General features: G+C 60.7%; 20 protein-coding genes. 12 read left to right on the top strand and 8 right to left on the bottom strand.

Annotation, left to right across the window (positions count from 1 at the left end; genetic code table 11):
* Positions 1–6: 6 nt before the first annotated feature.
* The 5 genes from BM036_RS12015 (at position 7) to BM036_RS11995 (ending at position 4,302) form a co-directional block, all read left to right on the top strand.
* The gene (locus BM036_RS12015) at positions 7–1,380 is read left to right on the top strand and encodes an HDOD domain-containing protein (protein WP_091852368.1); all 1,374 of its coding nucleotides are present in this window, start codon (positions 7–9) and stop codon (positions 1,378–1,380) included.
* A gap of 207 nt (positions 1,381–1,587) precedes the next feature.
* Positions 1,588–2,241, top strand: a complete 654-nt coding sequence (adk, locus tag BM036_RS12010) for an adenylate kinase (protein WP_091852365.1) — start codon at positions 1,588–1,590, stop codon at positions 2,239–2,241.
* Between the two features lie 75 nt (positions 2,242–2,316).
* The gene (gene tsaB, locus BM036_RS12005) at positions 2,317–3,012 is read left to right on the top strand and encodes a tRNA (adenosine(37)-N6)-threonylcarbamoyltransferase complex dimerization subunit type 1 TsaB (protein ID WP_091852362.1); all 696 of its coding nucleotides are present in this window, start codon (positions 2,317–2,319) and stop codon (positions 3,010–3,012) included.
* Between the two features lie 24 nt (positions 3,013–3,036).
* On the top strand, positions 3,037–3,408 hold the full coding sequence (locus BM036_RS12000) for a hypothetical protein (protein ID WP_091852359.1): 372 nt from the start codon (positions 3,037–3,039) through the stop codon (positions 3,406–3,408).
* Positions 3,409–3,468: 60 nt separating this feature from the next.
* Positions 3,469–4,302: a class I SAM-dependent methyltransferase gene (locus tag BM036_RS11995; RefSeq protein ID WP_091852356.1), complete on the top strand. Its 834-nt coding sequence runs from the start codon at positions 3,469–3,471 to the stop codon at positions 4,300–4,302.
* 1 nt (position 4,303) lies between these two features.
* Here the strand turns inward: BM036_RS11995 and plsB are convergent, their stop codons facing one another.
* Complete coding sequence (gene plsB, locus BM036_RS11990) at positions 4,304–6,775, bottom strand: glycerol-3-phosphate 1-O-acyltransferase PlsB (protein ID WP_091852353.1); 2,472 nt, start codon at positions 6,773–6,775, stop codon at positions 4,304–4,306.
* Positions 6,776–6,889: 114 nt separating this feature from the next.
* Here plsB and nudC point away from each other — a divergent pair, with 114 nt between their 5' ends.
* Both nudC and murI read left to right on the top strand, forming a co-directional pair.
* Complete coding sequence (nudC, locus tag BM036_RS11985; RefSeq protein WP_091852350.1) at positions 6,890–7,708, top strand: NAD(+) diphosphatase; 819 nt, start codon at positions 6,890–6,892, stop codon at positions 7,706–7,708.
* Positions 7,705–8,508: a glutamate racemase gene (gene murI / locus BM036_RS11980; RefSeq protein WP_245742598.1), complete on the top strand. Its 804-nt coding sequence runs from the start codon at positions 7,705–7,707 to the stop codon at positions 8,506–8,508. The genes nudC and murI overlap by 4 nt, the downstream gene beginning before the upstream one ends.
* Before the next feature lie 42 nt (positions 8,509–8,550).
* On the opposite strand, the gene BM036_RS11975 is transcribed toward murI, so the two are convergent.
* Together BM036_RS11975 and BM036_RS11970 are read right to left on the bottom strand one after the other, a co-directional pair.
* Entirely contained in the window at positions 8,551–10,728 is a 2,178-nt protein-coding gene (locus tag BM036_RS11975) for an EAL domain-containing response regulator (RefSeq protein ID WP_091852347.1), read from the bottom strand.
* A gap of 88 nt (positions 10,729–10,816) precedes the next feature.
* Entirely contained in the window at positions 10,817–12,370 is a 1,554-nt protein-coding gene (locus tag BM036_RS11970; protein ID WP_091852343.1) for an HDOD domain-containing protein, read from the bottom strand.
* Positions 12,371–12,570: 200 nt separating this feature from the next.
* Here BM036_RS11970 and BM036_RS11965 point away from each other — a divergent pair, with 200 nt between their 5' ends.
* From BM036_RS11965 to BM036_RS11950, 4 genes are all read left to right on the top strand, one after another.
* Positions 12,571–13,842, top strand: a complete 1,272-nt coding sequence (locus BM036_RS11965) for a MinD/ParA family ATP-binding protein (RefSeq protein ID WP_091852340.1) — start codon at positions 12,571–12,573, stop codon at positions 13,840–13,842.
* Positions 13,843–13,992: 150 nt separating this feature from the next.
* Positions 13,993–15,537, top strand: coding sequence for a fatty acyl-CoA reductase (locus BM036_RS11960; RefSeq protein WP_091852337.1), 1,545 nt, complete (start codon positions 13,993–13,995; stop codon positions 15,535–15,537).
* Positions 15,538–15,883: 346 nt separating this feature from the next.
* Complete coding sequence (gene acs, locus BM036_RS11955) at positions 15,884–17,830, top strand: acetate--CoA ligase (RefSeq protein WP_091852334.1); 1,947 nt, start codon at positions 15,884–15,886, stop codon at positions 17,828–17,830.
* Positions 17,831–18,045: 215 nt separating this feature from the next.
* A complete protein-coding gene (locus BM036_RS11950; protein WP_091852331.1) occupies positions 18,046–18,711 on the top strand; it encodes a response regulator transcription factor in 666 nt (221 codons plus the stop codon).
* A gap of 86 nt (positions 18,712–18,797) precedes the next feature.
* Here BM036_RS11950 and BM036_RS11945 read toward each other — a convergent pair whose 3' ends face one another.
* The 4 genes from BM036_RS11945 to BM036_RS11930 all read right to left on the bottom strand — a co-directional run bounded on the left by BM036_RS11945 (position 18,798) and on the right by BM036_RS11930 (position 21,824).
* On the bottom strand, positions 18,798–19,187 hold the full coding sequence (locus BM036_RS11945; RefSeq protein WP_091852328.1) for an endonuclease domain-containing protein: 390 nt from the start codon (positions 19,185–19,187) through the stop codon (positions 18,798–18,800).
* 462 nt (positions 19,188–19,649) lie between these two features.
* Positions 19,650–20,207 (bottom strand): YceB family lipoprotein, encoded by a 558-nt coding sequence (locus BM036_RS11940; RefSeq protein ID WP_091852325.1) that lies wholly within the window; start codon positions 20,205–20,207, stop codon positions 19,650–19,652.
* 136 nt (positions 20,208–20,343) lie between these two features.
* Positions 20,344–20,529 (bottom strand): CPXCG motif-containing cysteine-rich protein, encoded by a 186-nt coding sequence (locus tag BM036_RS11935; protein ID WP_091852323.1) that lies wholly within the window; start codon positions 20,527–20,529, stop codon positions 20,344–20,346.
* A 71-nt stretch (positions 20,530–20,600) separates the two neighbouring features.
* Positions 20,601–21,824: a pyridoxal phosphate-dependent aminotransferase gene (locus BM036_RS11930; protein WP_091852320.1), complete on the bottom strand. Its 1,224-nt coding sequence runs from the start codon at positions 21,822–21,824 to the stop codon at positions 20,601–20,603.
* A 200-nt stretch (positions 21,825–22,024) separates the two neighbouring features.
* On the opposite strand from BM036_RS11930, the gene BM036_RS11925 reads away from it, so the two are divergent.
* Positions 22,025–23,005, top strand: coding sequence for a D-2-hydroxyacid dehydrogenase (locus tag BM036_RS11925; protein ID WP_091852317.1), 981 nt, complete (start codon positions 22,025–22,027; stop codon positions 23,003–23,005).
* Between the two features lie 32 nt (positions 23,006–23,037).
* On the opposite strand, the gene BM036_RS11920 is transcribed toward BM036_RS11925, so the two are convergent.
* Positions 23,038–23,916 (bottom strand): prepilin peptidase, encoded by an 879-nt coding sequence (locus BM036_RS11920; RefSeq protein WP_091852314.1) that lies wholly within the window; start codon positions 23,914–23,916, stop codon positions 23,038–23,040.
* Positions 23,917–24,049 lie beyond the last annotated feature (133 nt).

The raw sequence follows: 24,049 nt of genomic DNA, 5'->3' as shown, positions 1-24,049 counted from the left end.
ACCCCCGTGGCAGCGGCCGCCAGAGTCGAGCAGTATCTCAATCGCAAGGGCATCGCCCATGACCTGATTCCAATTACCGCAGACCCCCGTGGCGGCCTGGACGCAGCCGTTCTCGGGGCGGACGTGGAGCGTCGCCAGGTGATCCGCAGCACCGCGCTCATTGATGTGAAAGGCGTCGTGCTGGTGGTCCACCCGTTCGACAGCTCGCCGGACCTGGACGCTATTGAAGCTCGTACCGGCCGCCGCATGCAGCCACTGACCGCTAACCAGGCCGGCAAGGTCTTCAGCGATTGCGCCCCGGGATTCGTGCCGCCATTCGGTTCAGCCTATGGCGTGCCGGTACTGGTGGAGGAATCCCTGTACCAGGCTGAGCGGCTGGTCATGGCCTGTGGTTCCTCATCCAGGCTGCTGGTAATGGCAGCAAGGGACTTCCGCCTGGCCATGGCGGGAGCGGACAAGGGGCACGTCACCATACGGCTTAGCGGTCAGTCCGCCAGTACCATCACCCTCGAAGAAGTAGCCGACAAGCTGCAGAAGCTTTACCGCCTGCCCCCGATGCCGGCCCTGGCACTGAAAATCCTGCGCCTGACCAGCGACCCGGAAGCCTCAGCCCGGGAGCTGGCAGAGCTGATTGAGTATGACCCCAGCCTGACGGCCCAGATCATCCGTTACGCCCGATCGGCACTGTTCAACTACCCGGGACAGATCGAATCGGTGCAGGAGGCTGTCACCCGGGTACTCGGATTCGAACGGGTGGCACATATTGCCCTGGGCATCGCCTCGGTGCGGGCTTTTGACATTCCCCGCCAGGGCCCATTGGGTATGGACCAGTTCTGGCGACACTCCCTCTATTGTGCCTTTGTCTGCCAGCGACTGGCTCCCCAGTGTGGCGCAGACCCCTCCCTGGCCTACCTCTGTGGGTTGTTGCACAACTTTGGCCTGCTGCTGGTGGGCCACCTGTTCCCTGCCGAGTTCGAGGAGCTTAACCGGCTGCGCGCCGCCAACCCCGAGGTCAGCATGAGGGCCCTTGAGCAGCAGGTGTTCGGCGCCTCAGGAGACCAGGAAATGCTCACGGTGGGTCACGGTGTGATCGGCGGAATCCTGCACAAGCTTTGGCAGCTGCCGGATGCGGTGGTCAAATCCGCCGGCGTCCATCAGCAGCCCCGCTACGAGGGGGAGCAAAAGGCCTACGTCATCATGGTCCAGCTTGCCAATGGCCTGCTCAAGGAGAAGGGCGTGGGGGATGAGTTCAACCCCGACGACATCGAGGCGCTGGCCGCGAAGCTGGACCTGCCGGCGACCCAGCTGGACCTTCTTCGGGACGATGTGGATCAGGTGTCTGACGATCTGGACAGCCTTGCCCGCTCTCTGTCATCCTGACCGGCTCGCCTGGATCACGGTCAGAACGTATTGACTGCGACTGACGTCGACTTTCTCTGACGGGCCCGACTTCGTATAATGCCGGCTCTCCGTGAACCTGCCAGGGGTGAGAGAGGCTGTTGCCAAGCCTTGCAGTAACCCGTTCAGGGTTTGGCAACCGCTTTTCAATTCAATGACATAATTATCCAGGAAATGGGAGCACAACCTATGCGTATTATCATGTTGGGGGCGCCGGGCGCCGGCAAGGGGACCCAGGCCCAGTTCATCACTGAGCGCTTCGACATCCCCCAGATTTCTACCGGTGACATGCTCCGTGCGGCCGTGAAGTCTGGCTCCGAGCTTGGCAACAAGGTCAAGGCCGTGATGGATTCCGGTTCACTGGTGTCCGATGAAATCATTATTGCCCTGATCGAGGAGCGGGTGCAGCAGGAAGACTGTCGTAACGGATTCCTGCTGGATGGTTTCCCCCGCACCATTCCCCAGGCTGAAGCACTGAAGGACCAGGGCATCAGCATCGATTACGTGGTCGAGATCGCGGTAGACGACGAGGAAATCGTACAGCGCCTGGCCGGTCGCCGTGTTCACCCGGCCAGCGGTCGTATCTACCACGTCAAGTACGACCCGCCCAAAGAAGATGGCAAGGACGACGAAACCGGCGAGCCGCTGGTTCAGCGCGAAGACGACAAGGAAGAAACCATTCGCCACCGCCTTGCGGTGTACCATGAGCAGACCGAGCCTCTGGTAGGGTACTATCAGGACTGGGCGAAGGAAGAGCCGCAACAGGCGCCCAAATACGTTCGCGTTGACGGCGTCGGTTCGCTGGACGATATCCGCGAGCAGATTCTTTCCAAACTCGGATAATAAAAGGTCCCGTCTGGCTACGGACAAGGCCTTGAGGGGCTTAACCAACACTTTACCAGACGGGATAACAGACACTTGAAGTTACTGGCAATTGATACCTCCGCTGATGCCTGCTCCGTGGCGCTGCTTGATGGCAGCGACCTGAGCGGGCATCTCCGTGTTGAGCCCCGGGGGCACACCCGCCTGATCATGCCAATGGTCAGGCAGCTGCTCCAGGAGCAGGGTGTCGCCATGGGGGATCTCGACGCACTGGCCTTCGCAGCGGGCCCTGGATCTTTCACCGGGTTGCGCATCGCCACCGGAGTGATCCAGGGGCTGGCCTGGGGGCTGGATATCCCCGTGGTGCCGGTTTCCTCCCTGCAGGCAGTGGCCCTCGCTGTAGCCGAAGAGCAGGACGCCCAGGAAGGCGACGGCATCGCCGTGGCCTTTGATGCAAGGATGGACGAGGTTTACTGGGGGTGCTATCGTCTGACCGCCGGGCTTCCTGAGCCACTGGCACCGGAGCGGGTCTGCCCCCCTGAACAGGTCAGTTTGCCTGAAGGGCCTTTACGATGGCTGGCGGGCGGCAGTGGATGGCGCTATGCTGAGCGCATGCCTGACAATGTGGTGAGCCGGGTAGCATCTCCGGAAACGGGAATGGTTCCCGACGCCCGCTTTGTTGTCCGTCTGGCTGCCGATGCCTGGGAAAAAGGTGTCGCGGTACCGGCGGCTGAGGCCCAGCCCGTTTACCTGCGGGACGAAGTGACCTGGAAGAAGCTTCCAGGGCGTTAACCAGACACGGTCCGGAAACCTGCCATGATTGGTGGACTCAACCCCAACAATCCGTATATCGGTACCAACGTTGCCCGCGAACGCAACGATGGTGCCCGTGCGCCGGCGGCCCGCCCAGAGGTCCTGGCCGATGATCGGCAGCAGGCCCGTGTTGTTCCGGCTGGCAACGGTACCACCGACAACGCAGGCGCTTCTCCGACGGAAGACACCGAAGGCTACCTGCGCCGGGTCCAGGCCCGGGCTGCCGCGGAAGACACGCGCCTCGAGCCTTTCCGCTCCGATGATATCCCCATGGCGAACCTTCGAGCGTTACAGGCCTTTGCGGCTGTGGCCAGCCAGCGCGAAGGGATGGATGGTTATGACGCTGAGCTGGCAGGTATCGATATTCGCGTCTGATACCGTTTTCCTTGAGCAGCCCCAACCATTGCCGCATCCGCCTGAGCAGACCCCTTGCCAATGAACCAGCCTATTGAACAGGACTCCAGTGACGCAGGGCACCTGCCTCCGGTGGGGTGTGCCAGCGATGAACTTTCAGGGCGGGCAGCAGCGCTGGCAACCCGCCTTGGCGTCCCCTGGCTGGGTGTGGTATCGCCAAGGCACATTGATGATCACCCCAGAATACTCTTCCTGGATGACCATGGTCTCAGCCTCCAGGCCACAGGTCGCAAAGCTCCAGGCCCGGTGAGGGCTGAATTCGTCGCCGGCAAGGCCGGCTACCGGCTGGCCCACGGCGGCGGCACCGGCCAGCTGATCGCACGTGCTGTGGGCCTCAAACGCACCCATCAGACCCTGCATATCCTGGACGCCACCGCCGGCCTGGGCCAGGACGCCTTCGTCCTCGCCGGCCTGGGCCACAGGGTTACCCTGCTGGAACGTTCCCCGGTTATCCATGCTTTGCTCGAAGACGGCCTGGCCCGTGCCGCAGCCGACGAAACCACCGCCCCGGTAATCGCCCGAATGACACTGATCCTGGCCGACAGCATCCAGTGGTTACAGGACAGGGCAGGGCAGGAACCCGTTGCTGATGTCATCCACCTTGACCCCATGTTCCCCCACCGTGACAAGTCCGCTGCGGTGAAAAAAGAAATGCAACTCTTCCGCCCGGTCGTCGGCGACGACCCGGATGCCGCCGCCCTTCTCACGGCAGCGCTGGCCTGCGCCCGCTACCGGGTCGTGGTAAAACGCTCGCGAAGGGCCCCGGCTATCCCTGGCCCGGCCCCGGCCCTGAAGCTTGAAGGGAAAAGCAGTCGATACGACGTTTACCCGTTGCAGGCGTTGCCAGCCGACTGACTCACTCAGGCCGATTCAACTGGGTCACCTGCGCAATCGCCTGCCGCTTCTCCACGCTCAGCACCAGCCGCGCATCCTCCGACACCTCTTCCAGCTCCCGGGTATAACTCAGCCGGTCATCCTCGCCGGCAACAATCACGCCATTGCCTGCGAGCTCCCCGATAAAGTTTCGGAACAGCGTCTTGTCAAAGAACTCGGGCGCATTCAGACCGAACAGCAGCGACATGCGCTCTGCCATCAGCGCACTCTCTTCCTCGAGCTCCTCCGCCGTCAGAACCCCTGGCCCATGCTTGCGCAGGGTTGCAATCACAATGTAATAGCGCTCCAGGGTCTGGATGATGAATCGCGATAACGTGTGCAGCTGAAGCCGTGCGTCGGTACCTTCCTCCGGCCCCATCACACGGTCGCCATCCGCGCGCAGAATGCCGTGATCTGACAGGGTGCCGATCCAGCGGTCCACCTCTACACCCACGGTTTCCGGGTCATACCGCAGAAACAGCTCTGAGTGCAGGTACGGGTAGATCGCACTGGCCAGGAAAATGACCTTGTCACGGGCCATAGACGTGCAGTTTTCGAACAGGCAGGCAATCAGCGCGGGCAGGGCGAACAGGTGCTGGATATTGTTACGATAATAGGTCATTAGCGTGGCATTGGTACCATCCAGCCCGATGATGTCGCCCAGCTTCTGGGGGTAACGCCCCACCAGTCCCATGGTTTCGCAGTAGCGGATCCATTCCATGCCGTCGCCTTCGGGAAAAGTCACCGTTTCAGCGTAGGTGTGCGTCTTAAGCAAGCTGAGGTAGTGGTCCATCATGGCTGCCAGTTGCCGCTCATCCATGGCAAGGCGCTCGGTGGCCAGCAGCAGGGTTGCTACCAGGTTAACCGGGTTTACTGCGGCGGCGGAATTGATACCGGTGGTTACGTGGCGGGCGAGGTGGTCCACCGCATCCGGTAACCAGGCCGGCCGGGCCTCGGCGCCCACGGCCTCATGCTTCCAGCCGGGCCGGGCCTGCTCCAGGGCTTCGTCCAGGAAGATTGCCTCGCCGAAATTCACCGATACCTTGCCGAAGGAGCTGCGCAGTTTGCGCGCCGTCTTGGCCAGGCCTACAACACTCTCCTGCTTCTTTTTCTTGCCACGCAGCTCGCCCAGGTAGGAGCGGCCTTCCATAACCTTTTCATAGCCGATATACACCGGCACCAGCACAATGGGTTTTTTGTGGTCACGAAGGAAACTGCGAACGGTCATCGACAGCATGCCAGGTCGGGGCTGCAGGGTGCGACCGGTGCGGCTGCGCCCGCCCTCCACGAAATATTCCACCGAATAGCCCCGGGTAAACATCACATGCATGTACTCGTTGAACACGGCGGAGTAAAGCGGGTTGTCCCGGAAACTGCGGCGCATGAAAAACGCCCCGCCACGCCGCAGGATCGGCCCAACCACCGGCATGTTCAGGTTGATGCCCGCCGCGATATGGGGCGGCATCAGGCCGTTGCGGTAGAGCACGTAGGAGAGCAGCAGGTAGTCAATATGTGAGCGGTGGCAGGGCACGTAGACCACGGCATTCTCTTCGGCGACTTCCTGGACTTCCCGGATATTGTTGATACGGATGCCGTTGTAGATGCGGTTCCACAGCCAGCTCAGCAATACCTCCAGGATGCGGATGGTGGCGATAGACATGCTGGAGGCAATCTCATTGGCATACTCGTAGGCCCTTGCCCGGACCTTGTCCGGGTGTTCGTCTTCCCGGCGGGCTGTCTCGCGAATGGCTTCACGCACCGCAGGGGTGCGGATCAGGTCCGCCACCAGGGTGCGACGGTGCGACAGGTCCGGCCCCAGCACCGCCTGGCGCACCCGGCGGAAATGGGTGCGCAGCAACCGGGCGGTCTTGCGGTTGGCCCTGGCCTTGCTGCGGTGGTGTTCCCGCACAATATCAGCCAGTGACATGGGCTCACCGAAGCGTACCAGGGTGTTGCGGCCATGCAGCAGGATGATGAGGAATTTCTGGAAGCGCCCCGCCACGGACCAGGTATCGGACAGCAGCAGTTTGAGCACCGATTTTTCCTTGTCCGGCGACCGCCCCCAGAACAGCGATACCGGCACCAGCTGGATGTCCAGGGTGGGGTCCTCGACGGACAGGTTCACCAGCTGTTCCATCTGTGGTGTCATTACCGGTGTCAGGCGTGGGCTGAAGCTGCTGCGGGCCCGGCGGTACAGAAAGCAGAAGGAATGGTTCAGACCGCCATGCACGGCCATGGGTGCACTGGCTGAAGGCAGCCCGGCACGAGCCACTTCCTGTTCAAGTACCAGCCTGCTGGAGAGGGAGCTGTACTGCATGACGTAGCAGACAGGCCGCTCCGGATCCAGCTTCAGCTCGTCCTTGCCGGCCCCCAGTACATCGGTACGGACCCACAGGAACAGGACCTTGCGCAGCAGTGTCGTGATGGCACCGGAAACAGCCGGGAACAATCGCATTCAGTCAGACTCCGGACAGGGCGAAACAGGGCCACAAGTTTACTTGGTCGGGGGCGCGGGACAAAGGCGAGAATATGGTACATTGCTCCTTTTGAGATTACCGTGGAGTACCCGATGGCAAACTGGAACGCGGGCTGGTCCCGCAAGGCCCCGGAGGCAGATGACCTGGTCATCGCCATGAACGGTCCTGAGATATGGTGCCCCGAGGACGACTGGTACCACCGCTGGGGCAGTGTTGATGGCGCCCTGGACGACGGTACCGAGCCGGTCTATGTGGGCGAGCTGGATGGTCGTAACGTGTATGTGGCCAGCGTTGACCCCGGTATGCTTCTGTATCTGACCCGACCGGTCCATCTCCGGGAAGCCCTGCTGACCATGCCGGACGCCCCGGCGGAAGTGCTGGGCACCGCGGCCCAGGTCCAGCAGTGGTTCCGGGACCATCGGTACTGTGGCCGCTGTGGAACCGAAACCGGTTTCCATCCCAATGAGCGGGCCCGTTGGTGCGAGCCCTGTGGCATGCCTTTCTATCCGCGGCTGGCCCCCTGTGTAATCGTTGTGATTCGCCGGGGTGATCGCTTCCTGCTGGCCCGCTCCACCAGGGCAAAGAGTTACTTCTTCAGCCTGATTGCCGGATTCGTGGAGCCGGGTGAGAGTGCGGAAGAGGCGGTCGCCCGTGAGACCCTCGAGGAAACCGGCCTGACCGTGACCAATGTCCGGTACTGGACCTCCCAGCCCTGGCCCTTCCCCCATCAGCTGATGCTGGGCTTCTTTGCGGATTATGAATCCGGGGACCTGGTCCTCCAGGAAGATGAAATCGCCGAAGCGGACTGGTTCACGCCAGACGAGCATCCCCCCATACCACCGGAAACCACCATCGCCGGGCGGCTGATACTCCGGTTGAAAGAAGAAATGCTGGGGGAACACGGAGCTTGAAGTCGGCAGCTCCGGGCCGGGTGCCCGAAATACTGGTGTTTGATTCGGGCATTGGTGGCCTGAGCATTGCCCGTTGCCTGCACCGGCAGGTGCCGGCGGCAAGGCTCACCCATGTGGCCGATAACGCCGGTTTTCCTTACGGTAACCAGCCCGAGGGAACGGTAACCGGGCGCACCGTGACCCTGGTGATGGAGCAGCTGCGGGAGCGGCCGTTCGATGTCATTGTGGTCGCCTGTAATACCGCGAGCACGGTGGCCTTGCCAGCCCTGAGGGCCGCTACCGATATCCCGGTGGTGGGCGTGGTGCCTGCCATCAAGCCGGCTTCCGCCGTGTCGGAGAATCGCCGTATCGGCCTGCTGGCCACCCCGGCTACCGTGCGCCGGCCGTACCTGGAAGACCTGATCGACGAGTTTGCAGCAGACTGCCTTGTCGAGCGGGTAGGGCACCCCGAGCTTGTTACCTGGATTGAAGACTGGGCCAGGGGGCGCCCGATGCCGGAACCTGCCTTGTCGGTCGCCCTGCAGCCGTTTCGGGAGGCAGGGGTGGATACCCTGGTGCTGGGTTGCACCCATTACCCCCTGATCACAGAAACCTTGCAGAAACTGCTGCCGGAGGTCCGCTTCTGGGTGGATTCCGGAGAGGCGATTGCCCGGCGCACCCTGTACCTGCTGGAACAGGCCGGGTTTGACAGAGATGCCCTGCAACGCTTTCAGTCTTCAGGGCACCGCTGCCTGTTTTCCGGACCGGTGATGGATGACATCGACCGTTTCCTGGATGCCGTTGGGTTCTGCCGGTTTTGATGGCACGCGTGGCCAGGCCGGGGCATCATTGACTGCCAGGTGTCAGGCGCTACTGGCGATCGGCAAGGCCTGGTGGCCCAGCAGTTCAGCAACCCGGTATCCCGGTTGCGCTCGGCCAAACAGGAAGCCCTGTACCAGGTCGCAATCGCTGGTGGACAGATAGTCCAGCTGATCCTGTGTTTCCACACCTTCCGCTACGATTTCCAGCTTCAGGCCCTGGGCCATGGCAATGATGGCGTTCACAATGCAGGCGCCGTCGTTCCCTGACCGAATACCGTGTACGAATGACCGGTCTATCTTGAGGGTATGAATGGGCAGGTGGTGAAGGTAGTTCAGAGAGGAATAGCCGGTACCGAAGTCGTCGATTGCAATGCGAACGCCGTGTCCGGCGAGTTCCCGGAGGGTGTGGCTGACCTGCTCCAGGTCGTTCATGATGACGTTTTCGGTGATTTCGATCTCAAGGTTGGCCGGCGGAAAACCGATCTGTCGCAGTTGTGACATCAGCCGTTCAGTGAACAGCGGGTGCTCTACCTGGACGGGGGACAGGTTAACCGCCAGCCGGAGGTCCTGGTGCCCCGCGGCTATCCACTGGCCCACTTCTTCACAGGCATTCTTCAGAACCTGGTGGCTGATTTCAGAGATCAGGTTGGTCTCCGAGGCCAGTGGCAGGAAATCCGCAGGCAACAGCAGGCCCCGTTCCGGGTGCTGCCAGCGTACAAGGGCTTCAAGTCCGGTTATACGGCGAGTGCGCAGGCACACCTGGGGCTGGTAATGCACTCTGAGTTCACCCTCGCTGATGGCTCTGCGAAGGTCCCGCTCCAGGGTCAGTCGCTCACTGGAGTCCACGGTCATGCTGCTATCGAAGAAGCAATAGCCGTCCTTGCCGCGGGACTTGACCTGGTACATGGCCAGGTCCGCATTGCGGATCAGATGTTCAATCGTGTCCCCGGCTTCGGGAAACATGGCGATGCCGATACTGACGCCAATATAGATATCCTGGTTGTCCAGCACAAAGGGCTCACGCAGTGTATCGATCAGCTTGTTGGCGATGACGGCGGCGTGTTCCCGGTCCGGCACGGCAGGCAATAGCAGGGTGAACTCATCACCACCGAAGCGGGAGAGCGTATCTCCCTTGCGGAGGCATCTCTCAAGGCGTTGGGTAACGGCCTGGAGCAGGCGGTCACCTACGGTGTGGCCAAGGGTGTCATTGATGATCTTGAACCGGTCCAGGTCCAGGAACATGACGGCCAGCTGCTGATGATGTCGGCTGGCGTGGTTGAGCGCCATGTTGAGCCGATCCCTGAACAGGGCCCGGTTGGGCAAGCGGGTAAGCAGGTCGTGGTAGGCCTGGAAGCTGATAAAGGCCTCGGCTTCCTTGCGCTCAGTGACGTCGCGGGCGATGCCGTAATAGCGGGCATGGAGGCTCAGGTCGCTGTACTCCCTGTCGCCCAGGGTGCGCCAGCTGTCATCACTGATTGGGAAAGCGGTAATTTCGAAGTGTCGTGTCGCCCGGTCTGAGCCGCTGGCCCGCAGGCAGACCTCAAAGGAAACCGGGTGATCTGCGCTGATACCGGGATTCTTGAGTGCCAGCTTGCTCCTGGATGCTTCCTCATCGTCCAGCAACAAGCGAAAGTGCTTTCCCAGCAGGTCTGCCGGCTGGTAGCCGAGCAGGTTGACGACCTTGCGGTTCAGGAAGCAGAAGCGGCCCTGCCCATCCAGCATGAAGACAATATCTGGCGAGTTGTTGACGATGTACCGGTGCAGGGATTCAGACTTCTCAAGCCTTTGCTGGACATCTTCATGGGCCTGCATCAGGGACTGCTTGCCCAAAACATTCTCGAGCGTGGCCAGCACTTCGTCCGGATCGAACGGTTTACGGATATAGTCGCTGGCACCCCGTCTCAGGGCCCGGCTGACAGCGCGGAATGAGGTCTCGCCGCTGACCACTACCAGGGCGCAGTCCGGTTGCAGGCGAGAGGCCTCCTCCATCACCTGGAACCCATCCCTGCCCGGCATGTTCAGGTCCAGCAATGCCATGGTGAAGCGGTGTTCCTGTAACAATCGACAGGCCTCGCTGCCGTTGCTGGCAGTAACCGGTCGAAACCCGTGATCACTGAGCAGGCTAGCAAGGCTGGCCAGCAGGCGCGGATTGTCATCGGCCACCAGGACCTGTTGCCGGGCCCGGAGCCGGTCGGACTCAGAATCGCTTGTCTGGATCATCGCACGTCGCTCATTCACCCTGGCCGGTTTTACCCCCGCCTATCGAGGGTTGTCGTGGCGCCCTGGTCGCGGTGGCTACCCTGGGCCGTTACCGGTCTTCTGTTGGTGTCCACGCCGGAAACAGCAGACGGAACAAGGTCCCCGAATGGCTGCTCTGGCAACTGATGATAGCATCCATGTCATCCATTAACTGCTTGACGATACTCAGGCCCAGGCCGCTATGGGCCCCGCCCTTGGCGGAGGTTACCGGCTCGAACAACTGACGTTTGACTGCATCCGGTAGCCCGGGGCCGTTATCCTCGATGATAAGCTCCACCCACTGCCGGTTCTGTTGCCACATCGGTGCGGCCGTTCGGACCAATACCTGGACGCCACCCCCCGGTCGACTTTCCGCAGCATTGCGGAGGAGGTTCAGCAGCACCTGGCGGACCTGGGGAGCAGGCACGTCCACCGCTGTACTGTCGTCACAGAGTTCAACGCTGCAGTGGGTCTGCAACTCCTGAAACAGGCCCTCAGTCAACAGGTCCGTCAGGGCCAGCACTTCCTGATTGATCTCCGCCACGCCATGATCGGCCTGTAACAGGAAGTCATCGCTGGTGCCCTGACTGGTTAGTTCTGCCAGGAGGTCGCTGGCCCTGGCAAGCTCCTCTTCAATAATGTCGATATCCCGCTCACCGCCGGGGTCCGACAGGTGAGAGCGCAGGCGAGCAAGGTATTGTCGCACGACGGTCAATGGATTGTTGATTTCGTGTACCTGACGTCGAACCTGCTCGGGCGAGATGGTTGTTACTGATGTCCCGGCACTGGCGATCAGGTCGCCGGCCAGCAGGTCGCGAACTGCCGCAACCGTCAGGCGCCGGGTCGCCGCCGCTCCGTCATAGCTGGCTTTACCTGGGATGCCCATATCGTGGGCCAGGTCCAGGGTCTCCAGTCGAATACGCCGGAGTATCTCTGCACTGAGCTCCTCTTCGAGTCCGAACAGTGTCCTTGCCATGACCAGGCCATGCCCCTCCCGTGTTACGAGTTGCACGGCCACCGCGGTCATTCGGCCAAGGTGCCCTGCGCCCAGCAACCCGGTTGCATCTTCCAGTTGGCGGTTCAGGGCCTGCTGAATGTCCACGTCCAGTTGCCAGTGCTCCGCGAGGCGGGCGCTAAGCTCAGGATAGGACGTTTCGCGCGGCCTGTCAGGCTCGGCAATTTCCTGTCGTAGCAGGAGCAGCTTACCTGCATTGTGGAGCATGCCGGTGAGGAAGGCGGTGTCAGGTTCAGGGTAGCGAGTCAGCCTTGCCAGCGCACGTGACGTAAGTGCCACGGCCAGGGCGTCGTGCCAGAAACCGTGCAGGGCCTGCCAGTGTCCCTCTGCCATTTCGAAGAGCAATTGCTGCAAGGCGGCCGTTAGCACCAGGTTGCTCAGCCGGTCTGTACCCAGCCGGAGCAGGGCTTGCTCGAGAGTGGTTACCGGTTGGGGTAGGTGCGCCGCAGCGCCGTTTGCCAGGGTGAGAACCCTTGCGGTAAGTGCCGGGTCCTGGTGGATAATGTCGGATATTCTGCGGTAGCTGTCGTGCTCACGGCAGGCTTCCAGGGCCCTGAGATGGACCTCCGGTAGCGTGGGCAGTGGTTCGGTAACCGACGTCTGTGTCATGGCATTTTGTTAAGTTGCGTAAACAAATGTTACAGGTCAGTGGCTTAGCATAGCTAATAAAAGTGACATATCAAGTAATTTCTGTCGATAAAATAAACACTTTACTCGCACGTTCCCGGGAGTCGACAGGACAGGTATGATAATGACCTAGTTGTAGGCGTCTGTCTTCCGGCGCTTGGGGAAGGGGATATTGGTCCGGGATGGCTGTCAGCAAATCGTTTAGTCAGAAGTCAGAGGATCGTGGTCCTGCCGGCCCGGGGGGCAAGGGCAGGGTGCCTGATGTTGTCGCCCTTACCGGTGGCAAGGGGGGCGTGGGCAAGACCTCGGTGGCCGTGAACCTGGCGCTTACCATGGCCCGCCAGGGCCGGCGGGTGCTGTTGCTGGACGGGGATACCGACCTGGCCAACGTGAGTATCCTGCTGGGGCAGTATCCACAGCGTACCCTGGAACATGCCATTACCGGTCATTGCCCGTTGAACGACGTCATCATGGAGGGGCCCTACGGCCTGCATGTTATTGCGGGTGCCTCGGGTGTTCAGCGCTGTATGGATGCGGATGTTGAAGACGCCGGGCTGATCCTCCAGCAGTTGGCCTCGCTGGAGCGTAATTACGACATTATCCTGATTGATACCGCGTCCGGCCTGCGTCCGGCGGGCCTGCACATGATTGCCCTGGCGGCAATGGCCTGTGTGGTGATCACCCCGGACCCCGCTTCACTGACCGATGCCTTTTCCCTGCTGCGAGTGTTGCAGCGTCGCGGTTATCGACGAGTGCCGGGTGTTATTGTCAACATGGCATCGGGGCCATCACAGGCTCAATCGGTCTATCACCGTTTTGCGGGCGCGGTTCGCAAGCACCTCTCCATGGACGTTGACTACATTGGCGCAGTCTGGCGGGATGAGTCGATTCGTCAGTCCGTGGAACTGCAAAGACCAGTGGCCACGCTGTCGGAGACGGACCCTTCCTTCAAGCAGTTTATAACCCTGGCCGACCAGGTTAACCGTCACCTGATGCACCGGCCATCCAGCAAGGCAGGGATAGCGGCGTACTGGCAGCATCGTAGCCGACTGGCCAGTATGCCAGGTGAGGGGGCCTCGTCAGAGGCAGCTCCTGCGCCACCTGTGGCCTCGCCCCAGGTTGCGGCTCCCGCGCCGGAGGAACCTGCAATGCCTGCGCCAGGGCCTGGCAGTCCGGCTCCCAGGCAGTGTCAGGATCTGTTCCGCCAGTTGGAGGCGTTGCTTGAGGACCACTCCGACGACCGACTGCTCCAGCAGGAGGCATTGAAGTGTACCTCTGCACTGCTGTTGCGCATTGCCGCTGGCTCTAATGAGGTCGATGAGAAGCCGGTGCCAGGCTACAGCGCGGCCGATTTTGGCTCACAAAGGGCCTTGCTCGAGCGTTTGCGGTCGGAGCCGGACTCGGTTCGGGTGGAGGGCTTTCTGGCAGGGTTTTCCAGTGCTTGTGAGCAGTAAATCGACAGTTTAAATCCCGCTGCCTGACTCCATACTGTCATGGTGCCCATGGCAGACTCACACCTGCAGCCACACGTAATGACGGCGTTTCTGACCTGGCCCGCATTATGCAAATCTTCTGGACAGCAGACGAGAAGGAGTTCAACCGAGATGACCCACCTGTTTCCTGAATCTGACGATGCCGAATCCTCGGTCCGCCGTGCCCTTAAAGGAAAGCATATCCTGATTACCGGTACCACCGGGTTCCTGGGCAAGGCTGTACTGGAAAAACTGATCCGTGCGGTGCCGGAGGTCGGGGGTATACATGTGCTGGTTAGAGGCAATGCCCGCCATCCTGATGCCCGAGAGCGTTTCTACAGTGAGATTGCCAGCGCCAGCGTGTTCGAGCGACTTCGTAACCAGGATAACGAGGGTTTCGAGGCCTTCCTGGAAGAGAAGGTCCATTGTGTCCAGGGTGAACTTACCCGGCCGCGGTTTGGTTTGACCGAAGCCGAGCACGGGCGCCTCGCCAGCCGGGTGGACCTGGTGATCAACTCTGCTGCCAGTGTCAACTTCCGCGAAGAGCTGGAGAAGGCCCTGAACATTAACACGCTCTGCCTGGATAATGTGGCGGCACTTGCCAGGGCTGGTGGTGGCACGCCGGTGGTGCAGGTGTCCACCTGCTACGTGAATGGCATGAACAGTGGCGACATCGGCGAGGACATTATCAAGCCTGCTGGTGCAGCGATCCCCCGCAGCGAGCATGGCTACTACCATACCGACGCGCTGGTGCGCCTGCTCCACGACAAGGTCACCGATGTCCGCTCCCGCTACGCCGGCAAACAGCTGGAAAAAAAGCTGGTGGAGTTGGGCATTCGCGAGGCCAATCACTATGGCTGGAGCGACACCTACACCTTCACCAAGTGGCTGGGTGAGCAGCGCCTGATGGAGGCGTTGTCGGACCAGTCCCTGACCATTGTGCGCCCGTCCATTATCGAGAGCGCCCTGAAAGAACCCATGCCTGGCTGGATCGAAGGGGTCAAGGTGGCGGACGCCATTATCCTGGCCTATGCCAGGGAGAAGGTCACGTTATTTCCGGGCAACCGTGAAAGTGTGATCGACGTGATCCCGGTGGACCTGGTCGCCAACAGCATCCTGCTGGCGGGCGCCGAGGCCCTGGTGCGGGAGCCGGCGCGTCGTATCTACCAGAGTTGCAGCGGGTCCATGAATCCCATCTCGCTGGGCGAATTTATCGACCACCTGATGGCAGAGGCAAAGGAAAACTATGCCGCCTACGACAAGCTGTTCAGCCGGCAACCCAGTAAGCCCTTCATGGCCGTTAACCGGACCCTGTTCGATACAGCGGTGACCGGTATACGCGTACCCCTGTCGCTGGCCAGCAAGGCCATGAGGATGGCAGGCCACAGTCGGGAGTTGAAGCTGCTCCGCAACCTGGATACCACCCGGGCCCTGGCCACCATTTTTGGCTTCTATACAGCGCCGGACTATGTGTTCCATAACGACAAACTGATGGACCTGTCAGAGCGCATGGGCGACGCCGACCGCGAGCTGTTTTCCGTCGACCCCCGTCGGATCGGCTGGGAAACCTACCTCCGCAAGACCCACCTGGGCGGGCTTAACCGCTATGCCCTGGGCGACCGGCGGGTTTACAGCCTGCGAACCCGTCGCCAGCGCCGGGCGGCCGCAGCCGCCTGACAGGCCTGCCCACCATCCGCCCCGGTACTTTTCACAAGGCCCGGGGCGAACTATCCTTTCAAGTATGCAGAGCGGGCGCACTATCAGCGCCGCAAGGCATTTCCGGACCATTCAACGCTTCCCGGTAGTACGTTGGTCTAATTCAATGGGTGGCCCTTAAATGGTCAGATAGGGCAATTCACTTATTGCAGATGGCGGTTCCTGCGAACTGCCTCTGCACTGTATTTGACAGGTTTCAGGCTCGTAGCACCTGCCGGTCGCCGTAAGACACGGTGTGCCGATGACAAGTTCTGTTCCAACAATTCCGACAACTCAGTAACAGACTCTGTAACGCAAGGGGGAAACAATGACCGACAAGAAGCTATATCCGGTACCCGACCATTTCGCGAAGCGGGCGCTGCTCAGCCGCGAACAGTACGAACAGATGTACAAGCAGTCCATCGACGACCCGGATACCTTCTGGGGCGAACATGGTAAGCGACTGGACTGGATCAAGCCTTACAGCAAGGTGAAGAACACCACCTACGATTACAACAACCTGTCCATCAAGTGGTTTGAGGATGGCGTGCTGAACGCCTCCGCCAACTGCCTGGACCGGCACCTGGAGAAGCGTGGCGACCAGACCGCGATCATCTTTGAAGGCGACGACCCTGCGGAATCCCGCAATGTGACCTACCGTGAACTCCATGCGGAAACCGCCAAGTTCGCCAACGTCCTGAAAACCCTGGGCGTCAAGAAAGGCGACGTGGTCACCATCTACATGCCCATGATCGTGGAAACCGCCGTGGCCATGCTGGCGTGCGCCCGTATTGGCGCCATTCACTCGGTGGTGTTCGGCGGCTTCTCGCCCGAGGCGCTGGGCGCCCGTGTGGAAAACGGCAAGTCCCGCTTCATTGTGACGGCGGACGAAGGCCTTCGCGGCGGCCGCAAGATTCCCCTCAAGAAAAACGTGGACGCGGCCCTTGAAGGCGACTCTGTTCCGAACGTGGAAAAGGTCGTCGTGGTTAGTCGCACCGGTGGCGACGTGCCCTGGGACGCCAGCCGTGACGTTCGCTACGAAGACCTGATGAAAGACGCCTCCGCTGAGTGCCCGCCGGAGCCCATGGGCGCGGAAGATCCGCTGTTCATGCTGTATACCTCCGGCTCCACCGGTGCGCCCAAGGGCGTGTTGCACACCACCGGTGGCTACCTGACGTATGCATCCATGACCCATGAGTATGTCTTTGACTACCACGACGGCGATGTTTACTGGTGTACTGCGGACTTCGGCTGGGTTACCGGTCACAGCTACATTCTTTACGGACCGCTGGCCAATGGCGCCATCACCGTGCTGTTCGAGGGCGTGCCCAACTACCCGGACAGTTCCCGCATGGGTCAGGTAGTGGACAAGCACAAGGTCAACGTGCTGTACACCGCCCCCACCGCGATTCGCGCCCTGATGGCCGAAGGCGAAGGCTGCATGAACGGCACCAGCCGCGAGAGCCTGCGCCTGCTGGGCTCGGTGGGCGAGCCTATCAACCCCGAGGCCTGGGAGTGGTATCACCGGGTCATCGGCAACGGCAAGTGCCCGATTGTGGACACCTGGTGGCAGACCGAAACCGGCGGCATCCTGATTTCCCCGCTGCCCGGTGCCGTGGACCTCAAGCCTGGATCCGCCACGGTGCCGTTCTTCGGTGTACAGCCGGCGCTGGTGGACAGCAACGGCAATGTCCTGGAAGGCGCTGCCGAAGGCAACCTGGTCATCCTGGACAGCTGGCCCGGCCAGATGCGGACCATCTATGGTGACCACGATCGCTTCAAGCAGACCTACTTCAGCGCCTACCCCGGCATGTACTTCACCGGTGACGGTGCCCGTCGTGACGAAGACGGCTACTACTGGATTACGGGCCGTGTAGATGACGTGCTGAACGTATCAGGCCACCGCCTGGGCACGGCCGAAGTGGAAAGTGCGCTGGTCGCCCACGAAAAGGTAGCGGAAGCCGCCGTGGTAGGCTTCCCCCATGACATCAAGGGTCAGGGTATCTACGTCTATGTCACCCTGGTGCAGGGTGTGGAAGCCACCGAGGAGCTGCGCAAGGAGCTGGTGCAGTGGGTGCGTAAGGAAATTGGCCCCATTGCCTCTCCGGACGTCATCCAGTGGGCGCCAGGCCTGCCCAAGACCCGCTCCGGCAAGATCATGCGCCGCATACTGCGCAAGATCGCCGCCAACGAGCACGATCAGTTGGGTGATACCTCCACCCTGGCCGATCCGGGTGTAGTGGACGAACTGATCAGCGAGCGCGCTTTCAAGTAACCTTGATTGATCACGGTACCGGTACCCGGTCTGGTCAAAGTGCTGACCAGGCCGGATACTGCCGATGCCCGCAGGGTACAACCCCTGCGGGCATCGTTGTATTTGGGGTAGAATAGACGGCAGCCCCGGTGGGTGGCTCGACAATCCGGCTTGTACAGAGCCGGCTCAGCCCTGACGCCGGGTACCAAGCCGGAATAACAAGAGGATGCCCGTGGATGACTCAACACATAATCATCGCTGATGACCACCCGCTGTTCCGTGCGGCATTGCGCCAGGCAGTAAGCCAGGCAGTACCTGACGCGGAGGTGGCCGAGGTTGAGAGCATCAAGGCCTTGCAGGCCGCGGTGGAAAAGAAGCCGGACGCCGACCTGGTATTGCTGGACCTGAACATGCCCGGCGCCCATGGTTTTTCCGGCCTGGTGTTCATGCGCGGTCAGTATCCCGGGCTGCCGGTTGTGGTCGTCTCCGGTTCTGAAGACCTGCAGGTCATGCGCCGCTCCATCGACTACGGCGCCTCCGGTTTCATCCCCAAGTCCGCCCCTCTACCGGAAATCACCGACGCCATCCAGGCGGTGCTGGAAGGGGACATGTGGTTGCCGGAAGGCGTCGCTGAAAAGCTCGAGCAGACGCAGGCGGAAAACACTGACTTCTCCGAGAAACTCGCCTCCCTGACCCCGCAACAGTTCCGGGTACTGGGTATGCTGGCGGAAGGCATGCTCAACAAACAGATCGCCTACGATCTGGACGTCTCCGAAGCCACCATCAAGGCCCACATCACCGCGGTCTTCCGCAAACTCGGCGTGCGCAACCGCACCCAGGCGGTGATCGCGATCCAGCAAATGGAGCTGGACCCGTCGGATACTTCGCTGTCCGGTAGCTAGGATTGTTTCTGACTAAGCTTTTTCCAGGGTTGCATCTTTGTGGCCTTTGATACCTTCGCCGCTCAAGCGGACGGAATGACGACGGCTTATCCCAAATATTTGCCGAAAGCCCCCTCTCCCCTTGTAGGAGAGGGTTGGGGAGAGGGGGAGGCGCAAAGCGCCCGATAAATCTCATCTAAAATCAAATCTGTCCGAAGCAAAATATCGTCATTCCAGAACCTTAAAACCCGGAAGCCTTGCTGAGCCAACCAGGCATCCCGCTCGGCATCTTTATGACACTCGTTGTGCTGACCACCGTCAGCTTCAACGACTATCTTGTGTTTCAGTTCGACAAAATCGACGACGTAGGGGCCCAAGGGATGTTGCCGGCGAAACTTTGCAGCTCCAAGCCTTTTCCCTCGCAGATAACGCCAAAGGCGATGTTCTGCATCGGTCATGTTTTTACGTAATGCTTTTGCGAATTCCCTTTGCTTCATTTTCTGGATCTTCCTTGGTTTGAGACCTTCGAGGCAAAGTCTCCACCCTCACCCCAACCCCTCTCCCGTCAAGGGAGAGGGGCTAGTTACCTGCAGACTATCAGGCCGGGCAGCCATCCTCCTCCCTTTTCTCTTGCAGGAGAGGGACTTGCTCCCTCCCAGATATCAGGCCGGGCAGCCACCCTCCTCCCTTTTCTCTTGCGGGAGAGGGACTTGCTCCCTCCCAGATATCAGGCCGGGCAGCCATCCTTCTCCTTTTTCTCTTGCGGGAGAGGGGCTTGCTCCCTCCCAGATATCAGGCCAAGCAGCCATCCTTCTCCTTTTTCTCTTGCGGAAGATGGGCTAGCCACTTCCCAAATATCAAGCTGAGCAAAACGCTACTCCCTCTCCCCTTGCGGGATAGGGCTGGGGAGAGGGGGAGGCGCAAAGCGCCCGAAGCATCTGCCAGGGTGAGCCAACAGGTCATCGCTTGACAAACTCCAGCCTGCCAGGTGCCACCCGCACATCCATGTCCGCCATGCCCATCAACCGGGCACCCAGACTGGTGTTATCCAATCGATAAACCGGAATGGTTTCCAGCATCTGCGCCACCACCCGCATGATATTGTCCGTTACCGGCTTCAGCTCACCGCTGCTGAAATAAGGCGTGTCCACGCTGCTTTCCAGCAACTTCAGCCGGCGGATATAGATTGCCTGTTCCTGGCTGTCATACACAGGCGCCCCTTCCACCTTCAGCCTTATGTCAGCCGGGATCTTCGCCATCAGGGCGTTCAGGGCAACCTGGCCGGACAGGTCTATCACCGCCACATCCCGCCCATCCGGACCAAGGGTGATGTCAGCGTTGTCCAGGGACAGGCTCAGCGGCGAGCCGGCCTGCAGCTGCTGGCGGTCGTAATTACTGACCGCATCCTGCAGATGGCGCTCCAGTGTGGCCTCACTGATGGTGAGCGGCGAGAAACCGGCACAGCCTGAAAGCAGGGTGACGGCAAGTAACAGGGCAAGCAGGGGGCGCAGGGTCATAGGGATTCCTTCGGTCATGCTGGTGAAGATTGGCTATAGAGTGAATCAGTGGCCTGTGTCAGGCAAGGGCCTGGGTGGCAGTTATTACCCTTACTGCGGGCCTTGGGCATGGTGTCATGGCCTGCCGGGTGGGTCGCTATTCGTTCTCCGGCGTGGCGGTCAGGTGAAGCTCACCGGCCTCGTCAAACACGGCATGGATGAGGATGGGCTGGCAGCAAACCTGGCAGTCCTCCACGTATTCCTGGTCACGAACCGACGGGTCCACGAAGACTTCCAGTAGTTCCCAGCAGTAGGGGCATTGCAGGGTGGCAGGTTCCAGCATGGTTGGTTTTCGCAAGCCGTCAGCCCGCTACGCGGTCGCTGGCGTAGCGGGCCGGAACAGTGGAAGGTTCGTCAGAACTGTTGCTTGGCCATCCACGGAATAATCCGGTCGAAGGCCTCCTCCAACTTCTCGCAGGTTGTCGAAAAGCTCAGCCGCAAGGCGTTCTGCGTGTGCTCCCCAAAGGCGTCCCCGGGTACGGTGCACACCCCGGTTTCTTTCAGCATGCGCAGGGCCACGTCCGAACCATCCACGTGAGGTGGCAGGGTAGGAAAGGCGAAGAAGGCGCCGCCAGGCTTGTAACCGGTCAGATGGGGCGTCTGGTCGATCAGTTCGACAATCTTGTCCCGGCGCTCCCGGTAGATATCCACCATGTCCCTGACACACTGCTGGTCGCCGGTCAGTGCTGCCACCCCGGCAAACTGGGACGGTGTGTTGGCAACCGACGTAGTGAACATATGGTACCGGCGCAAACTCTTGATGGTGGCCTGGCTGGAAATCACCCAGCCTACCCGCAGACCTGCCATGCTGAAGGTCTTGGAGAAGCTGCTGATGCACATGATGTTGTCCAGGTCCACCGAGCACTTGAGCACGCTGGCGTAGTCATCATCATCGAAAATCAGGTGGTCGTAGACCTCATCCGCGTAGATCTGTATGCCCCGGTAGGCACACTCCTCCACAATGGTTTCCACGGTGGAGCGGGGGTACACCGCCCCGGTGGGGTTGTTGGGGGAGTTGAGGATGATCGCATAGGTGCGCGAGCCCATGGCCCGGATGACTTCGTCCGGGTCAAGCTGGTGGTCGTTCTCGGGCCGGGTGGGAATGTACTTCACCTCGCCGCCGTTCATGCGGATCAGGGGCGCATACAGCAGGAAGGTGGGGTCGGTAATGATGAATTGCCGGCCGGGTTGGGCGGTTGAGGTAATCGCCAGGTACATGGCCTCGGTGGCGCCGCTGGTGATCAGGATGTTATCCCGGGTCAGCTTGCGGTTATAGCGCTTGCCATAGTAGTCCCGCAGGGCTACCAGCAGCTCCGGCAGGCCCGCATCCATGGTGTAGCCGGTCTGGCCGGCGTTGAGGGCGTCCACGTAGGCATCAATGATGTGCTTGGGCGTGGGCAGGTCAGGCTGACCGATGGACAGGTGAATCACGTCCTTCATGGTGGACGCCATATTCACCATACGTCGGATACCCGGCACGGGAATCGCCTGCATCGCAGGGTTCCAGGAGGCCTTGGCCTTGCGGTATTTGACCTTGCGCGGCTGGGTTTGCCCGGTATCTTTTGCAGCCTCTGCCATAAGCACCTCTCACGGCCATGAATGGAAGTCTGGTGGGGCGTTCAGGCCCTCTCTCGCAGAGTAGTCCACGAGTCACAGCACATACAAGGGCAACCCGGTGGTTTACTTCTAAAGTATTGCCCATACCCCGTTTGACCCGCTTAACTCCACCAGCCAAACTCAGGGAAAGCTAAAGAGACAAACCGGAGGATTCACCACCCATGAGCCACGACCAGAAACCCGTAATCACCGTACTGACTGCCCCGGGTGAGCCGGAGCCGCCGGGTATCGACGCGGTTCGAGCCAGGGGTGAGGTCCGGCTGGCCTGGGATGAGGAAACCCTGCGGGAGGCCCTGCCCGACAGCCGGGTGATGATGGTGACGGATTTTCGTACTGAGGCGCTGGAAGCGGCCTGGCCAATGGCGGACAAGCTGGAGTGGATCCATGCTACCAGTGCCGGGGTGGATGCGCTGATGTTCCCGGCGCTGATCGACAGTGATGTGACGGTGACCAACGCCCGGGGGATTTTTGACCGGAGCATTGCGGAGTATGTGCTGTGCACCATGCTGATGTTTGCCAAGGACTTCCCCCGCTCCATGCGCCTGCAGGCCGGACACAAGTGGAAACACCGTGACACGGAGCGGGCTGAGGGACGTGAAGTGCTGATCGTGGGGGCGGGCTCCATTGGTCGTCAGATTGCCCGTCTGGCCAGGGCGGTTGGCATGAATCCCCATGGCGTGGCTCGTCGCGCCAGAAGCGGTGACGACGATTTCGTGGCCGTTCACGCCAATGAGCAACTCTTTGATCAGTTGGCGGTGGCGGATTTCGTGGTCATTGCGGCGCCCCTGACCCCTCAGACAGAAGGGCTGTTTGACCAGAAGGCCTTCGCCGCCATGAAAAAAGAGGCCCGCCTGATCAACATCGGCCGTGGCCCGATCGTGAATACCAGGGACCTGATTGATGCGCTGAACAAGGGCGAGATTGCCGGTGCCGCGTTGGACGTGTTCGAAGAAGAGCCCCTGCCGGAAGACCATCCGCTATGGGAAATGGGCAACGTCATCCTGACGCCCCACATGTCCGGCGACTTCATCGGCTGGCGCAGGGCCCTGACGGACCAGTTCCTGGAGAACTTCGACCGTTGGCACAAGGGCGGAGAGTTGTTCAATCACGTAGACAAGAAACTGGGCTACGCCGGTAGCTGACAAGGTGAGTGGGGTGGGTTGGTTTACGTTACTCAACCAACCCCCAACCACGCATACCACCCGGCCAGAATCTCATCCCCGAACCACAACGCCAGCAACCCCGCTGCCGCCAGGTAAGGTCCGAACGGAATCGGCACATCCCGCCCATGGCGGTGGAACACCATCAGGCTGATCCCCACAACCGCGCCCACCAGGGAAGACAGCAAGATCACGGCCGGCAGCAGCTGCCAGCCCAGCCAGGCGCCGATGGCGGCCAGCAGCTTGAAGTCACCGTGTCCCATGCCTTCCTTGCCGGTGACCAGCTTGAACAGCCAGTAAACGGACCACAGGGAAAGGTAGCCAGCCACGGCGCCCCAGAACGCACTTTGAAAGTCCGTCAGATAACCGAAGTAGTTCAGCAGCAGTCCCAGCCACATCAGAGGCAGGGTGATGTTATCCGGCAGCAGCTGGGTGTCGAAATCGATCATGGTCAGCGCAACAAGCGCCCATACCAGCACCAGTGCCCATAAGGTGCCAACAGAAGGCCCGAGCAGCCATACGGTCAACACTGAAAACAGCGCGGTAATCGCCTCTATCAGCGGATAGCGCACCGAAATCCGGGTACTGCAGCTGCTGCACTTGCCCCGAAGGAACAGATAACTGACTACCGGAATATTCTCCCACGGCCGGATCTTGTGACCGCAGGAGGGGCAGGTGGAGGCTGGCCGGGACAGGGTGATGCGTTCCTGGCTACTGCGCTCCTTCTCCGGAACCGCCAGGAATTCCTCGCACTGACAACGCCAGTCCTGGTGCATCATTTTGGGCAGGCGCAAGATGACGACGTTCAGGAAGCTGCCAATACACAGGGAAACAAAAAGCACTGAAATGTAGAGCAGCCATGGAGTTGAAAGGAAAACGTCAAGGGTGGGCATTCGATACCTTCTGGATTGGGATCGTTATTTACGGCGATGAAGAATTTAGCTGAGTTACCGTCTTACACTCCCTCTCCCCTCGAGGGAGAGGGCCGGGGAGAGGGGGAGAGCCACAGAGTGAGAGCCAGAGCTT

Origin of the sequence: Marinobacter segnicrescens, from assembly GCF_900111555.1 — a bacterium.
Lineage (GTDB): Bacteria > Pseudomonadota > Gammaproteobacteria > Pseudomonadales > Oleiphilaceae > Marinobacter > Marinobacter segnicrescens.
Note: the sequence above shows the minus strand (reverse complement) of the source record. Positions and strands in the feature narration are given on the sequence as shown.